General features: G+C 45.6%; 15 protein-coding genes and 3 tRNA genes. 8 read left to right on the top strand and 10 right to left on the bottom strand.

The features are described from left to right. Position 1 precedes the first annotated feature (1 nt). The 3 genes from AC1RJL_RS04075 to AC1RJL_RS04065 form a co-directional block, all read right to left on the bottom strand. Positions 2 to 77, bottom strand: a tRNA-Glu gene (locus AC1RJL_RS04075). Between the two features lie 95 nt (positions 78 to 172). Continuing rightward, positions 173 to 248: transfer RNA gene (locus AC1RJL_RS04070), tRNA-Gly, on the bottom strand. A 6-nt stretch (positions 249 to 254) separates the two neighbouring features. Further along, positions 255 to 330 (bottom strand) — tRNA-Glu (locus tag AC1RJL_RS04065). A gap of 242 nt (positions 331 to 572) precedes the next feature. Between AC1RJL_RS04065 and AC1RJL_RS04060 the strand changes: the two genes are divergently transcribed. Continuing rightward, complete coding sequence (locus AC1RJL_RS04060; protein WP_492911461.1) at positions 573 to 1,376, top strand: hypothetical protein; 804 nt, start codon at positions 573 to 575, stop codon at positions 1,374 to 1,376. Positions 1,377 to 1,442: 66 nt separating this feature from the next. Here the strand turns inward: AC1RJL_RS04060 and AC1RJL_RS04055 are convergent, their stop codons facing one another. The 3 genes from AC1RJL_RS04055 to AC1RJL_RS04045 form a co-directional block, all read right to left on the bottom strand. Further along, positions 1,443 to 2,765, bottom strand: a complete 1,323-nt coding sequence (locus tag AC1RJL_RS04055) for a methyl-accepting chemotaxis protein (protein ID WP_492911460.1) — start codon at positions 2,763 to 2,765, stop codon at positions 1,443 to 1,445. 232 nt (positions 2,766 to 2,997) lie between these two features. Beyond that, on the bottom strand, positions 2,998 to 3,228 hold the full coding sequence (locus tag AC1RJL_RS04050) for a DUF2789 domain-containing protein (RefSeq protein WP_492911459.1): 231 nt from the start codon (positions 3,226 to 3,228) through the stop codon (positions 2,998 to 3,000). A 296-nt stretch (positions 3,229 to 3,524) separates the two neighbouring features. Further along, the gene (locus AC1RJL_RS04045) at positions 3,525 to 3,863 is read right to left on the bottom strand and encodes a winged helix-turn-helix transcriptional regulator (protein WP_492911458.1); all 339 of its coding nucleotides are present in this window, start codon (positions 3,861 to 3,863) and stop codon (positions 3,525 to 3,527) included. A gap of 105 nt (positions 3,864 to 3,968) precedes the next feature. Here AC1RJL_RS04045 and AC1RJL_RS04040 point away from each other — a divergent pair, with 105 nt between their 5' ends. Beyond that, a complete protein-coding gene (locus AC1RJL_RS04040; RefSeq protein ID WP_492911457.1) occupies positions 3,969 to 4,835 on the top strand; it encodes an NAD(P)-dependent oxidoreductase in 867 nt (288 codons plus the stop codon). A 261-nt stretch (positions 4,836 to 5,096) separates the two neighbouring features. Further along, positions 5,097 to 5,570 carry an acyl-CoA thioesterase gene (locus tag AC1RJL_RS04035; protein WP_492911456.1) on the top strand — a complete coding sequence of 158 codons (474 nt, stop codon included), beginning with the start codon at positions 5,097 to 5,099 and terminating at the stop codon, positions 5,568 to 5,570. Positions 5,571 to 5,677: 107 nt separating this feature from the next. Here the strand turns inward: AC1RJL_RS04035 and AC1RJL_RS04030 are convergent, their stop codons facing one another. Both AC1RJL_RS04030 and AC1RJL_RS04025 read right to left on the bottom strand, forming a co-directional pair. Then, the gene (locus AC1RJL_RS04030; protein ID WP_492911455.1) at positions 5,678 to 6,826 is read right to left on the bottom strand and encodes an efflux RND transporter periplasmic adaptor subunit; all 1,149 of its coding nucleotides are present in this window, start codon (positions 6,824 to 6,826) and stop codon (positions 5,678 to 5,680) included. Continuing rightward, complete coding sequence (locus tag AC1RJL_RS04025) at positions 6,819 to 10,010, bottom strand: efflux RND transporter permease subunit (protein WP_492911454.1); 3,192 nt, start codon at positions 10,008 to 10,010, stop codon at positions 6,819 to 6,821. The genes AC1RJL_RS04030 and AC1RJL_RS04025 overlap by 8 nt, the downstream gene beginning before the upstream one ends. A 593-nt stretch (positions 10,011 to 10,603) precedes the next feature. Here AC1RJL_RS04025 and AC1RJL_RS04020 point away from each other — a divergent pair. After that, a complete protein-coding gene (locus AC1RJL_RS04020; RefSeq protein WP_492911453.1) occupies positions 10,604 to 10,978 on the top strand; it encodes a DUF2956 family protein in 375 nt (124 codons plus the stop codon). A gap of 48 nt (positions 10,979 to 11,026) precedes the next feature. On the opposite strand, the gene AC1RJL_RS04015 is transcribed toward AC1RJL_RS04020, so the two are convergent. Together AC1RJL_RS04015 and AC1RJL_RS04010 are read right to left on the bottom strand one after the other, a co-directional pair. Continuing rightward, positions 11,027 to 11,263, bottom strand: coding sequence for a hypothetical protein (locus AC1RJL_RS04015; RefSeq protein WP_492911452.1), 237 nt, complete (start codon positions 11,261 to 11,263; stop codon positions 11,027 to 11,029). A 349-nt stretch (positions 11,264 to 11,612) separates the two neighbouring features. Further along, a complete protein-coding gene (locus AC1RJL_RS04010; RefSeq protein WP_492911451.1) occupies positions 11,613 to 12,887 on the bottom strand; it encodes an MFS transporter in 1,275 nt (424 codons plus the stop codon). A 422-nt stretch (positions 12,888 to 13,309) separates the two neighbouring features. Between AC1RJL_RS04010 and AC1RJL_RS04005 the strand changes: the two genes are divergently transcribed. The 4 genes from AC1RJL_RS04005 (at position 13,310) to AC1RJL_RS03990 (ending at position 15,417) form a co-directional block, all read left to right on the top strand. Further along, entirely contained in the window at positions 13,310 to 13,627 is a 318-nt protein-coding gene (locus tag AC1RJL_RS04005) for a hypothetical protein (RefSeq protein ID WP_492911450.1), read from the top strand. Between the two features lie 147 nt (positions 13,628 to 13,774). After that, positions 13,775 to 14,071: a type II toxin-antitoxin system RelE/ParE family toxin gene (locus tag AC1RJL_RS04000; RefSeq protein WP_492911449.1), complete on the top strand. Its 297-nt coding sequence runs from the start codon at positions 13,775 to 13,777 to the stop codon at positions 14,069 to 14,071. 1 nt (position 14,072) lies between these two features. Next, on the top strand, positions 14,073 to 14,429 hold the full coding sequence (locus tag AC1RJL_RS03995; RefSeq protein ID WP_492911448.1) for an addiction module antidote protein: 357 nt from the start codon (positions 14,073 to 14,075) through the stop codon (positions 14,427 to 14,429). Positions 14,430 to 15,102: 673 nt separating this feature from the next. After that, entirely contained in the window at positions 15,103 to 15,417 is a 315-nt protein-coding gene (locus tag AC1RJL_RS03990) for a hypothetical protein (RefSeq protein WP_492911447.1), read from the top strand. Positions 15,418 to 15,517: the final 100 nt, after the last annotated feature.

Below are 15,517 nucleotides of genomic sequence, written 5' to 3'. Positions count from 1 at the left end.
GTGGCGTCCCCTAGGGGACTCGAACCCCTGTTACCGCCGTGAAAGGGCGGTGTCCTAGGCCACTAGACGAAGGGGACATTTGAAAGTTGCCTGGGTGACAACGATAAAACGTACTTCACTAACAGATTAAAACGTGATCTTTACTGCGTTAACTTCCCTTGGCGAGAGAAGTTGGAGCGGGAAACGAGACTCGAACTCGCGACCCTAACCTTGGCAAGGTTATGCTCTACCAACTGAGCTATTCCCGCTAAATGTGGCGTCCCCTAGGGGACTCGAACCCCTGTTACCGCCGTGAAAGGGCGGTGTCCTAGGCCACTAGACGAAGGGGACCCGGACCATCTCACGTTTTTTACCAGCTCTTTCGAGTTGATGTCTGCGTCAGAAGTGGGGCGCATTCTAGGGACAGGTGCCGTTTGTGTCAACACTTTTAATTCTTTTTTTATCGGAGTGGAAACAAGCACTTAGCGCTTTTATACCGCAAGTAATACACAAATTCTGGCGCCATTTTTTTCGGTGCTATACTTGATCTATCAATATGTCCAGCATTTAACCGATAAGGCTTTTAAACCATTATGTCTGCCTATGTTATCGCCATAGTATTTCTATTACTGATTTTATTGGCTGGATATTTATTCTTATCTCATTCAATTGAAAAGCGACGCAACCAACGTCAACGCTTGATTACCGCGTTGCGTGCCCGCCGCAATTCTTTTCGTGATCTGGCTACCGGTTTTCCTGCAGGCTTTTTATCCCACGACTTGACGACCCTGCTCTACCGTGCATTGGTCGATTGTTGTGAGCAACTCGCGCGCCTTGACCCCAAAGACCCGACTCACGCGGAGCAATTTAGCCTCTACTCCAATTTAATTGCCACCCAAAAAGACAACGGCCAACACTCCAAAGTACGTCTGGATAACCCGAAACAAATAAAAGAAGCCCATCAATTACTGCAGGAGCTTTATAAATTTGTCATGCAACAATCATCCTTAAAAACGATTAACCAAGTGCAGACAGAAGCCTACACCGACCAAATCAATCGTTTGGTCCTGCAAATGTCGGTTGATGGGCACATCTTTAACGCCCGGCAATCACAACAGGTAGGGAAAGTTCGGCTGGCAGTGCACTATTACACCCTTGCACGTAAAACATTGGCTGCTGAAAACAACGGACGCGGCTTTGATAAACAAATTGCCCAACTAGACGCGGTAATAGCCAAACTGCAAGAAAAAGCCGATGCATTACCGGAAGGCGCGGAAGATAAAGAGGCCGCTGCCGCAGCACAAAACAAATCTACCACCGAGGGCGGTAATAGCAAAGAATGGAAGCAATTCGATGATGAAAATGCCAAATGGAAGAAAAAACAAATTTATGACTAACAGCAGGCGCATTACCATCATGCGCCAGTGTGTTTAACCGATGCCAACGAATAATAAATCGACGAATTAAACACTCAATCGATTAGTAAATTGCCCAACCGCATTAACTACCCGCTGTGCACTTTCCTGAATTTCAACAATCACTTCGCCAGCATCGCCCGCCAGCTCCAGGCCTTTTTGGGCTTGCTGCTTTCCACTATCAATAGTCGATACAGCTTGCTCGGCCAGTTTCTGATTTTGCAAAACCACATCGACAATTTCTTTGGTTGCCTGGCTGGTGCGCAAGGCTAATTGGCGCACCTCGTCAGCAACAACAGAAAACCCCCGCCCCTGATCACCAGCGCGCGCAGCTTCAATCGCCGCATTCAGCGCAAGCAAATTGGTTTGATCTGCAATACTACTGATACTTTTTATGATGGTGCCGATAATTTGCGACTGTTTATCCAGCGCAGATATACCTTCCGCCGCCAAATCCATTTGATGAGCCAGCTCATGCATTACCTTAACGGTTTGCTGCACGACACCACTGCCTTTTTGCGCGCTGGAATCCGTTGATTGTGATGCTTTGAAAGCAATATCTGCCGCATCGGCAACCGCCAATTCGTGATTTACCTGATCAGTGATAATTGTGGCAAATTTCACCACTTTATAAAGGTTGCCGTAAGCATCGATGATTGGATTGTAAGATGCCTCTAACCACACAACCCGGCCACGACTATCGAGGCGTTTAAAACGGTCAGCGATAAATTCGCCATGTTTTAATTTTTCCCAAAACGCTTGATAAGCATGCGAATTATATTCTTCCGGTTCACAAAAAATCCGGTGATGTTTATTTTTGATTTGGTCTATCGTGTAGCCCATGGATTTAAGAAAACGATCATTGGCAGTGAGCACAATACCGGAAAGATCAAACTCAATTACAGCGGTGGAGCGCTGTAGTGCAGCAATAATATTTTCATGCTCGCGTGAAGTTTCAATAGTGCAGGTTAAATCACTGCCATAAATTGAGATATGCTTGATGCTGTTGTTGCTATCCCTTACCGGCTGGATGATTACGCGCAACCAGGCTTCTTTTTTGATCCCACGCAGAATTTGCAAAGCGCCGGCCCAATGTTCTCCCTGTTTGATGGCAGCAGTCATTCGAATGAAATGCTCAGAGTTTTTTGCGTGGGCAGGAACAAGATCGGTTAAGTGACGGCCGACGACTTCATCCCGTCGATATGCCATCTCCTTTTCAAAATTGGCATTAACAGATTCAATAACTCCTTTCGAATCCAGATAAAGGGCGAGCATTTCACTTTCCAAACTCTCACGAACCTGCAACAGAGACGACAGCTCATCCCGCACGCCCTCAAGTTCTTGTTTTAACTCTTTATTAAAAATGACCATGTTACTATCCTGTTCTACGTATGTACAAAGTGTCGGCCGAGATAGGATTTACTTTAAGTCAAATCCCGGCAATTGCCACTTTCCACGCAAGACAATAAAGTCCCTATAAGACAGAGATAGTAAATATCGGTTTATGACAAATTATAAGACTGGAGAAATTTTTGCAGGATCTAATTAAATAGAAGACGATGGCCAATCAATGACCAGCACCTGTTTTTTCAAGCGTAAAAAATCAATGACGCAATAAAGCATCCAACTTATCAACAGCGACACACCAATCTGAATCCTGTTGCCAACTTTCGCGCAAGAATTGTCTTTGTCCATCGGTCCAAAAATCAGCCTCAGGCAAAGGCACCCCTTCCGGCAAGGAATGTGCCTTCACAAAGCGAGCGATCGCTAAATCGCTATTCGCCAAACCTAATTGGGTAAATAATTCCGGTAATTGAATGGTGGTGATTTGCATATAATTTCTCCTTTGGTTATCTAATAGAACCTTGAATCTGCAAATAAGTTCGATCAAAGATCACCGAATCCTACTTTATTCACATTTGCTCTTGATAATAAATGGGTAAGAACTATTAATCATAATAGAATGGGTGACAAAATATACGTCGCCATCATTACTACTCGAATACGCTGGGGGCTATTTCCAGTTTAAGCGACAATATTGAACGGGTATGTCGCAGCCATGAGCGATAAGCTAAGGGGCATATGAAAATATATCCTAAAAGAAGCGACAAACGATGCAACATTATTTAGCTAATATGATGCCGGAACGGTACCATTTTTTTTACTATAACGCTCTCCCCAATCGGCCAATGGTCCTAATGCAAGATTCAATGAGTCGCCCAAAGGAGTTGTTGAATATTCAACCCGAGGCGGCACTTCATTAAACATTTTTCGCACAATAAGCCCATCTTGCTCAAGGTCACGCAATTGCTGAATCAGCATTTTTTCACTAATGCCTTGCACCAAACGTTTTAATTCACCAAAGCGACGAACATGATTATTTAATTCCCACAAAATAACAGCTTTCCACTTTCCTCCAATTACTTCAAACGCCGGTCCAATACCACAGTTGTATGGTTTTTCTGCCATATATTTCTTACCTTTTAGTAGGTACCTTACAAAAAAGTAGGTACTTGACGATGAGTAATAGCAATTTGTATTTTACCTTCACATTAACTGGATTGGAGAATTTTTATGAGCGATGTGAGCGTAGTTGGATTAGGTGCAATGGGCGTTACTATTGCAAAACTTTTTATCGAGCAAGGCCTGCAAGTTACCTTATGGAATCGGAGCCGTGATAAAGCAGGTAGCTTAATAGAACAAGGGGCAGTATTTGCGCCATCAATTACCGCAGCCATAGCAGCAAGTCCGATTACAGTGATTTGTGTCTTTGATTACGCAGCGGCAACCGAAATTTTGCAAAATTTTGAACCTGCACCGAAGCTGGCACAGCGAATACTTGTGCAATTAACTACCGGCACTGCAGAGGATGCACGCGAATCCCTGGCTTGGGCAAGTATGTACAACTTGAATTATCTTGATGGCGCAATACAGGCAGCACCAAGTCAAATGGGGCAAGAAAATACCCCCATACTATTGTCGGGTGATGAAAAAGTATTTCGCATGGCTGAATCGCTCTTAAATATACTCGCAGGTAATATCATTTATCTTGGAAGCAAAATTGATGCTGCAGCGACAGTTGATGCAGCAACACTTTCTTATGTTTACGGTGCGATGATTGGCTTCATCCACGGTGCGCGTATGGTGGAAGTCGCCGGATTGGATGTGGCGCAATATGGAAAAATTGTGAAGGAAATTTCACCCAGTTTTGGAGAATTTTTTCAACATGAAGGTGAGGTTATTCAATCAAATGACTTCACTATTAGTGAAAGCCCGATGCGTATCTCTGTGGTTGCCACCGAGCGAATTTTACAATCTTCTGTTCAGGCAAATGTCAACACAGAAATACCCACTTTTATTGCTGATTTATTCAAACGTGCTAATGATGCGGGCTTGGGTGATAAAGAAGCTGCCGCACTGATTGACGTCATTCGAACTTAACCCCATCAACTGCAGAACCAGTAACACCTTCCCAAGCAGGAAGGGGCTGTAAATGGCCGTGCGGAATGATCGCAATCTCAAGCAACGCTTGGGAGCAGGATGAGGAGCGTGCCATGTTGGCACAAGTGAGATTGACTCGCTATAAAGCCCCTTTGCAGGCAAAATTAGCCGGAATAAATCGCCACACTTCCATATTCTCTACAAACTGCCCTATTCTCTGACTGACACTATCTACCAACCTTACGCAATATCGAGGTACCCATGAGCAGCCCCCAACGAGATATCACCCTGCGTTTTCTGGCCGAACCACAAGATGTCAATTTTGGTGGGAAGGTTCACGGAGGTGCGGTGATGAAATGGATCGACCTCGCCGCTTACGCATGCTCAGCAGGCTGGAGCAGCCGCTACTGCGTTACCGCCTATGCCGGCGGGATTCGTTTTGTATCGCCAATCCACGTCGGCAATCTGGTCGAAGTTGCCGCAAAGATTATCTATACCGGCAAGTCCTCCATGCATATCGCCATTGAGGTAAATGCTTGCGATCCAAAATCCCTGAACCGACGCCTTACTACCCACTGTATCGTCATCATGGTTGCCGTGGATGAATCCGGCCAACCGGTGAAAGTCCCCGAATGGATTCCACAAACGGATGAAGACAAACAGCAACATGGAACAGCAATTAAATTAATGGAGATGCGCAGGAAAATCGGCGAAGAAATGGAGATTTTTATTTAGCGGGAAATACTATTTTTAAATTCCTGGAGCCACTTTCTGCACCCCGAGCTGAGTCGGGATGCAGACTGCTTGAATAATTCTGTTTATCTTTTAACTCGGCCTTTTTATTAGCTCGGTTCTTTCGCAGCTTTAATGCTTACGGCTTCGCCATTGCTAATACCATCAGGCGGATTGTCGATTACTTTGTCTTGCGCCAGCAATCCACTTATCTCCAATGACTTGCCCAAGTCGCGCGTAATACTGATGGGTTTGAGTGTAACTTTACTATCTTTTCCAACAGTCGCCACTTGCAAACCCGCTGCGTTGAAAATCAACGCGCTTGCGGGAATGCTAAGGGTTTCTGCAACACTTTGTACTGCAAAGCTCACACGCGCATAACTGCCGGGTAAAAGCTCGCCGGACGCATTATCCAACGTTAATTGCAAACGTGCCGTGCTGGTTCCCACATCAATCGCGCCGGATGAGGCGGCAACAGTCGCTTTGAATGTTTTGCCTTGATGTTCAGGTACAGTAATATTTGCTTCATCGCCATTTTTGATAATAGATGAATAATTTTGCGGTACATTCACATACAAGCGCAATTTGCTCGCATCTGAAATAGTAAACAGCGGTGGACTGGCGCTGCTGCCGATGTTGATTAACGCACCTATATCCGTATTACGCTCGGTCACAATTCCATCAAAGGGTGCAGTGATACGTGCAAAACGTTTGTTGACTTGTAAACGCTCAAAATTCGCTTTGGTGGATTGGTACTGAGCTTGCTTAGCTTCAAAATCACTCGCGCGATTTTCATACTCCTGTTGCGAAATAACTTTGCTTGCCAACAATGACTGCATCCGCTTAAGAGTGGATTCCGATAAACCCAAATTGGCTTTTGCGCTTTCCATATCAGCGTGCGCTTGCAGCAATTGCTGATCAAGATCCGGTGTTTCAATTTCTCCCAGTACTTGCCCTGCATTCACAGTCGCACCTATATCCACTTGCCAGCTTTTTAAGTAACCAGGCACGCGCGCATAAATAGGTGCGGTGGCAAAAGCTTCAAAGCGACCGGGCAATTCAAGCACGCGATTACCATCACTTTTGGCAGGAGTGACAACTGCAACAGTGGTTATCGCCTGCTCTGCCGTCCACTCAGTTAAATTTTTGCTACTGTGCGCGCGCATCGATAAACCAAATGCGACTAACGCCACAGCAACGACACCAACAACAATACCACTGGTGCGCAGGGTGCGATTTGTCTCTGATGAATTAGGCATGTACTTCTCCACTGATAACGTCTCTCTCGCTCGATTGATGGTAACGAGCATGAATAATACTGAACACCACCGGTACAAAAACCAGGGTGGTAACTGTCGCAAATAATAATCCGCCGATTACAGCGCGCCCCAGCGGCGCATTTTGTTCGCCGCCTTCACCAAGCCCAAGCGCCATAGGTGCCATGCCGATAATCATCGCCAGTGCTGTCATTAATACCGGACGGAAACGCATATAACCCGCTTCGATCGCAGCAGCGGTAGCATCCTGCAATTCTTCAAGTTTTGAGCGCGCAAAACTGATTATCAACACACTGTTTGCTGTGGCTACACCCATACACATAATTGCACCGGTTAATGCCGGTACCGAGAGCGGTGTAAAGGTGACAAACAATATCCAGATAATTCCCGCAATCGCTGCTGGCAATGCACTGATCACCACGAACGGATCACTCCAGGATTGGAAATTAATAACCAGTAATAAATAAATCAATACAATCGCACCCAGCAGACCGAACAGCAAACCGTTGAAGGATTTTTCCATGGTGGATATTTGCCCGAGCAAATTAACCGTTGATCCTTTCGGCACATCCGCTTCGGTTTCTTTCAGTATTTTGCGGATATCCGCAGCGACCGCACCCAAATCGCGATCCTGGGTGGCCATGTGAATTTGCACCATGGTTTGGATATCGTATTGGCTGATCACACCCGGTGCCATGCCGCGACCAATAGTGGCGAGGCCACCTAATTGCATATTGCCATCGCTAGTGGTGCTATTGATGGGCAAATTTTCCAGTGCAGGTAATGAGTCGAGTAAATACTGCGGCGTTTGCATCACAATCGGGTAAGACACGCTATTGGCAGGATTGAGCCAGAAAGTCGGCGCAGCCTGACTGCTACCACTCAGGTTCACCACCATATTGTTGGTGACATCGCGAATAGTAAGTCCCATTTCTTGCGCGCGGGTGCGATCAACATCCACTCTCAGTACTGGCGATTGGCGTGTTTGCTGAATCCGTGCATCCGCTACACCGGGCACCTCGCGAATACGCTTAAGCAAGTCAGCGGCGTAATCAAAATTACCATTTAAATTATTACCGCGAATCTGCACATCAATCGGTGCCGGTGAACCGAAGTTCAAAATCTGGCTGACGATATCCGCTGGTGGAAAACTAAAGGTCGCACCGGGAAATTCCTTGGGCAATACTTCCCGCAAGCGTTTTACATAATCAGCTGTCGGCTTATGGTGGGGCGCCAATGCAATTTGGATATCACCATCCTGCGAGCCAATTACGCCGGTATTGCTGAAGGTCAAACTGATCGAGCTGTTGGGCATGCCGATGTTATCTACCATCGTCACAATTTCATCTTTGGGAATAATGCGGCGAATCGTTTCCTGGATCTCGGCAAATTTGATTGCAGAATCTTCAAGGCGGGTACCAATCGGCAAACGCACTTTCATCAGGATTTGACCGCCGTCTACTGCGGGGAAAAAATTACGACCAAGAGTGGGAATTAACGCAAAGGACAAAACCACAAATGCCATAAAGACAATAACAAAACTTTTGCGCTGAACAATCGCCGCCTCCAGAATATTGCGATAACCATGGCGAAAGTGTTCGAAGCGTGCTTCAAAGTTGCGCTGGAATCGTACCAGCGAATTTGTCGAGGGTTTTGCATTACCCTCCTCATCCAGATGCGATGAGTGCGGTTTGAGTAAATAATTCGCCATCGCCGGCACCAGTGTGCGCGATAAAATAAACGAAGTTACCATCGCAAAAATTACCGCCTCCGCCATAGGCACAAATAAAAAGCGCGGTACACCTTCGAGAAAAAACATCGGCACAAACACAATACAAATACACAGCAAGGAAACAAACGCCGGCGTTACGATTTGCGCGGCGCCATCCAGGATGGATCGCTCAACCTCTTTGCCCTGTTCAAGATGCCAGTTAATGTTTTCAATGGTTACCGTTGCGTCGTCCACAAGGATGCCCACCGCTAGCGCCAAGCCACCGAGCGTCATAATATTGAGCGTTTCGCCAAACGCATAGAGCGCGGCAATCGCACCTAAAATAGACAGAGGAATAGAGGTAGCGATGATAGTGGTAGAGCGCCAGCTACCGAGGAACAGCAAAATCATCAAGCTGGTCAATACCGCTGCAATGACGCCTTCGGCGGCAACACCTTTAATTGCAGCACGTACAAATACAGATTGGTCATTAATAGGAACTGCCTGCAAGTTTTCCGGCAAGCCGGGTTTAAGCTCTATCAGTTTTGCTTTAACTCCCTCAACGATATCGAGCGTAGAAGTTGTGCCGATTTTCAACACCGACATCAACACTGATTTAGTACCGTCAACGTGCACAATGTTTGTTTGCGGTGGATTACCGTCGCGCACGGTAGCCACATCGCGAATATAAACTGCAGCACCATCGACGATTTTAATCGGCAAGTTGGCAAGATCATCCAGCGTTACGGCAGCATTATTTAATTGTAGGGTGTACTCACGGTCGCCAATTTTTTGCGTGCCCACCGGGGTAATTAAATTTTGTGCCGCCAGAGCGTTGGCTACATCAATTGAGGATAAACCGCGTGCTTGTATCGCTTGTGGATTTAAATCGATTTGAATCTGGCGACTCTTACCACCGTAGGGCCAAGGTACCGACGCGCCCGGTACAGTAACGAGCCGCACACGTAAGGTATTAAATCCCAAATCACCCAGTTCCTGCTCTGACAAACCTTGCCCTGACAATGCAATTTGCAGGATCGGCACAGTAGACGCGTCATAATTCAGGATAATGGGCGGTGTGGTACCAACAGGTAATTGTCGCAACATGGTTTGCGCAACAGCCGTTACCTGCGCATTCGCCATGGCAACATCGACACCGGGCTGGAAGAAAATTTTTACAATTCCGTAACCGGCGTAAGAAGTTGCCTCAATATGCTCGATATCATTTACGGTAGTGGTGAGAACGCGTTGGAAAGTAGTGGTAATCCGCCCCGCCATTTGTTCAGCAGGCATACCATTGTATTGCCAAGCCACAGAGACAACAGGAATCCGGATGTTTGGAAAAATATCCGTTGGCATGCGCAGTGCCGAAAGTGTGCCGATAATTAATAAAAATATTGCCAATACCGCGCAGGTATATGGCCGCTTGAGCGCGAGTTTAACGATTTGAAGCATGGAAATACCCACAGATGAAAACGCCAGGCAACATTTTCCTGAAAATTTTGCTGCCTTAAGCCATCAAATATAAAACAACATGTATGGTGAATGTATCCATCCGCTAGAATCACATCGTAATAACCGTCGTTAAAAACTTTCGTTAAAAACAAAGGAAGTGCCACTTACGAAGTCCCTAAAATAACACCTTATTGCAAATGCCATACCCATCAAGGAAATAGCAGATCTCCAAAAGCATTCCGGCCGTAAAAACGCTTAAAAAAATGTATCTCTCAATGAATTTAAGCAGCGCCATTACTAACAGATTTAATTCGGCCGAACAGTAGTATTTACATTTCATAATTTATGGGGAGAACTGAAATGCCGGAACGCTATTCCACCTCACTTATAACGCTTAACGCTGCCGCATATTGGTGTGCATATTTAAACAAAACCCTTAAACCCCTGATTGCACAGCAACATTCAATGCACCAAAATGCACACTTCCTGATGATCAACATGGAGTATCTGTATTGCCAAAGCCCTAATTTCTCAAGGGAATAGCGCTGGAAAAAACCTGTTAAAATTTCAACAATAACTTTTGGAATCCTGTTATGACACAGCCGTTCATAAACTCACAGCCAAAGACCAAACAAAAGAAAGATGCACGAGATATCCGCGCAGAAGCGTTAAAGATCGTTAACACTATAAAAACTGAAGGCCAGACGCCGGTAGAGACCAAAGCAATTGCCAATGGCATCCAGCGCGGAATGGAAATGTTTTTGCGTCAGCAAAGTGAGAAGACGCGCGATCTGGATAAACGCGTCAAAAAGGTAAAGCAGCTTTCAACCCGGCTAGCGCAACATAAACCCGAAAGCGAAAAAGAAGTGTCCCTAAATACCCAAACCCAATCTCGCCTGCCCTGGATATTACTCGCGCTATCATGGGCGTTGTTTATAACTGTTGCGGTAGCCAAGACGTTACTCTGAGTTAGATTGTCCTTTGTTTGCGGACAAAGGACAGTGTCGAGCGCCACATCAAAAACCAGGACCTTCTTCATGCAAACGGCCGCAATACCAGTCTGCCATATGCAATAAATCCATACAGCGCTGCAACCACCAACCAGTAACCGATAGAACTAATAATGGAATTACTTTTAGCGATGGCATAGTTTTTTCTGCGGTGTGAGAAAATTTCCATATTGTCCCCATGATGGTGTGCAGTGCGATGAGGACTTGTAAAATCCATAAAAAATATTCATGTGTTAGCTCCATTGTTATGGTCGATGATTTGAATATCAAAATTGTCTAACGTATTTTTGTCCATAACAATATCAATAGAGTTGATCTTTCCATCGTTCACCACAAAACAAAAAGCCATAACGGTTTTTCCTTTCAGACTCAAGCCTTGTCTGTCATTTTTGTGTTTCTTAGGTAAGTTATAACCATAGCGAATCCGCACCACAAAGTGTGACAGGAAATTTAAAAAATATTTAGTGAGATGCAGGGGATTGGCAGATTTATTGTTTTGAATGCATGAGGATCACCAGGGAAAACCCCGGATAAAATAAAGGCGACCTGTTGGTCGCCTTCTTCTATATATATCGTTGATGGATGACTTCACTCATCCCGTGCCCAAATCCTTTGACAAAGCAAAAGCCGCAAGAAGCGTTAATATACCGGCCACTGCAATATAGTAACCCACAAATGGCAAGCCATAATGTGTGCCTAACCAGCTGGCAATCGCGGGCGTTAAAGAGGCACCGATAATTCCCGCCAGATTAAAGCTGAGCGACGCGCCGGTGTAACGAACTTCGGTAGGATAAATTTCAGCAAGCGCCGTACCGAGCGGGCCATAGGTTAAACCCATCACACTAAATCCAATCGCCAGCGCAATAAATATCCCGATACTTGAACCGGAATTTAGCAGGGCTGAAAAACTCAAGCCAAACAACATAACCGCTACGCCAGAAATCATTAACATCGCGCGACGGCCAATTTTGTCTGCAACGAGTGCAGACAACGCAATCGTCAACATGAGCGCAAACACAGCGTAGAGCTGCAGGATTAAAAAATCTTCCCGGGTATAACCCAATTGACTCGTTCCCCAACCCAGCGAAAATACTGTGGTGAGATAAAACACAACGAATGCCGCTATCGCCAGAAATGCACCGAGCATCAGCACTCGCGTATGCTGCGTCAGTACAGTCAGCATAGGAACACGCACGCGTTTGTCGGTTTCAATCGCCTCTTTAAATGCTGGCGTCTCCTCCAGACTCAAGCGCACATACAAACCCACAATGACCAATAACGCACTCGCCACAAATGGAATTCGCCATCCCCAACTAAAAAAATCAGCATCACTTAAATTATGCGTTAACAATAAAAACACACCGGTAGAACAGAAAAAACCAATGGGCGCGCCCAGCTGTGGAAACATGCCATACCAGGCACGCTTTTTCTCCGGCGCATTCTCAATCGCCAACAACACAGCCCCGCCCCATTCGCCGCCTAAACCTATCCCTTGACCTACGCGGCACAGACACAACAACAGCGTTGCAGCAATCCCGATGGATTCATAAGTAGGCAATAAACCAATACACACGGTGGATATGCCCATCGTCATCAAAGCTGCAACCAAGGTAGCTTTGCGTCCAATACGATCACCATAGTGGCCAAACAACGCCGACCCGATTGGCCGCGCAAAAAACGCGAGCGCAAAGGTCGCCAACGATTGCAACGTCGCAGTAGTTGCATCGCCTTCCGGGAAAAACAACTTGGGGAACACCAGCACAGCAGCCGTGGCATAAATATAAAAGTCGAAAAATTCGATAGCAGTACCGATCAGGCTGGCAAAAAGTACGCGAAAAGGTGAGTTGGAAGTTTTGGGTGTTTGCATGGGTTTCACTGGGTTATTTTTGTTGTTGAATTATTGTGGTGTTGAAAAGCGGCATTATATCGTTAGCTTGTGCGTATGCGGATGAGCAATTTGTATTAGCGATCATTTTTCTCTCAGATTACGCTTTGAATAACAGTATTCAGCCGTTTGATTGACAGTAAAAACCCCTTCCACTAACCTGCCCCCGCAGCGGCAAAATCCGCTGTCGGGATTCTCAACCCGTCCTCCAAATCGGCACAAGGCGCGTGTTCCTGCGCAGCTTTGTGTCCTCGCACAGCTATGCCTATGTTATGGCGGCTGGGCGGGGCCACCCTCGGGTGGGCCGGGTTGGTTTGGGCCGGTGTTGAGAACCCCGTTCAGTCCGCCTCCATGATTCTCAACTCGTGGTGGCGGTTTACTAACCCAAGCTGTGAGATTTTGTTATGGATAATATTACCCATCTCGTTCCCGTCACCAAATCCCAATGCGTTATCACGCTCGATCCATTCCAGTACACATTCTACCAACAAAGCTGCATAGAAATTCATTCGCCCGACGGCGACCATCTTGAAAGTATTGGTTACGAAATTCAGAAGCAAACACAAGAAGAGCACACGACTCAACTGCAAGAGCAGATTGTTTTGCTGCAATCACTTTGCGAGAAAATTACTCAAGAGGTGGAATTGCCTGCGCAGGCAATTGCGGGGTTGGGGGATTTGTTGTTTCGGATTAGGGGGATTGTTGAGAAGCAGAGCAGATAAAAGTAAGGCGGCTTTTTGGCCGCCTCTTTATTGGTACTATTTGCAATAATGCCGTGCATCTATCGAACGCTTCATAACCTTCAACACATAATCAGCTCCAACGCTCAATCAAGGATTGACATATGTATACTTTGGGATACACTAAGCATGTATAACATTCTCACCTCTGAACAATTTGATAAATGGTTCAACGCCCTCCGTGATAGAAAGGTCAAAACACTGGTTCAAGTCAGAATCGATCGCATGGAAGACGGAAACTTTGGTGACTGCCAACCTGTTGGAAATGGCGTGTCTGAATTACGTATACATCATGGCGCGGGCTACAGAATTTATTTCAAACGCTCGGGACTGGAAATTATTGTGTTGCTAGTTGGTGGTGACAAATCATCGCAGCCAAAAGATATAAAAATGGCGATAGCTCTCGCCGAAAAATTGGAGTTATAAAATGGCCGAATTAAAACTACGTCAATGGGATTCTGCTGAGCACTTAAAAACAGAAGATGAAATAGCGCTCTATTTGGAAACCTGCTTTGAAGAAGCAGGTGATGATGCAGCATTTATTTCCAAAGCTTTAGGCAATGTCGCCAAAGCCAGAGGCATGACCCAATTAGCAAAAGATTGCGGCTTGGGTCGTGAGAGTCTTTATAAAGCGTTATCAGGTGAAGGCAACCCGAGCTTCGCCACAATTCTTAAAGTGCTTAAATCATTGAACTTGGAATTGCACGTTAGCAAAGTGGGAACTGGGCGCCCTCTCGTCTACCCAACAACACTGCATGGCACTAGAGGAACACATGATTCTTAAAAATATTTCCTTCGACGCAGTAATAACCAATTCCAACGGAAAAAAACTAGAGGCAGAGTGCAGAATCTCCGAACTGCCATCAAGCGGCTTAACCGCAGATATTTCGATAGAAATTCCTCTAATGGATGAGGAACTCACCTCCTTTAAAAACCCTTGCACGTTACACAGTATAAACAGTAGCTATAACATTGAAGTTCAAGAATCGATCAATGCCTGCTGGCGGGACTCGCAGAAAGCATGCGAGAGGAACATTTACAATTGAACACGCAGGCCAACTTTCAATACGATCACATCATTACAAGAGTAACCTACCACGACTCAGATTTAATCTTTCGCCAATAAGATTCTTTCAAGAGCACCTCAGTGCAATAGTTGATAATTATTCAAATACTCCAAGTATGGAGGTAGAGCTGTTTAAACTAAATACAACAGAACTTGGAGATATTCGATTCATAAAGTATTGGTACATCCGCCATATTGAGAAAAAAGATATCACAGCAGAGATCCATGCAAGCTTCGCAGTAGAAGTAGATTGTGAAGGAACAACGAATACCTGTATCGCAGAGATTTCCGATCAAATCCGAGATATTCTCATCCCCCTGTCAATATTGACTCGGCAAGCAATCAGCCTGCATGGCTGGGAATGGTGCAAAAACGATGGCACGGAAACTACTTGGATTCTCCTCTTAAACCTAATCTCGCACCTGACATGGCAATAGAACCGATTCTGGATCTCTGCATTGAAAAGGAGTTTCAGTCTCAAGCACAAAATATGGTTGAAAAATTTCTTGTGGCCAATGCCGAAATAGAGGCAGTGACATTGTTATCTGCCGCACTATCACCACATCTTGAAAAATCAACATCAGCAAATTTTTTGGCTTTATTTAGTGTTTTAGAGCAGGTGGTATCGCTTGAGAAATTAACTACGAAAGAGGCACAGCACTCAAGCAATTGCTGTAGCTCACTGGCATTTCGCTCACCTAGCTGAACGACTTGCTTTTATCTTGCTTGATGCAGAAGTACCAAAAGGAATTGAGATCAACTCTCCCACTCTTGCGCGCGAGGATTGGTACAACCGAATGTATTGA

The organism is Cellvibrio sp. GW822-FHT04B05 (genome assembly GCF_058800985.1).
Note: the sequence above shows the minus strand (reverse complement) of the source record. Positions and strands in the feature narration are given on the sequence as shown.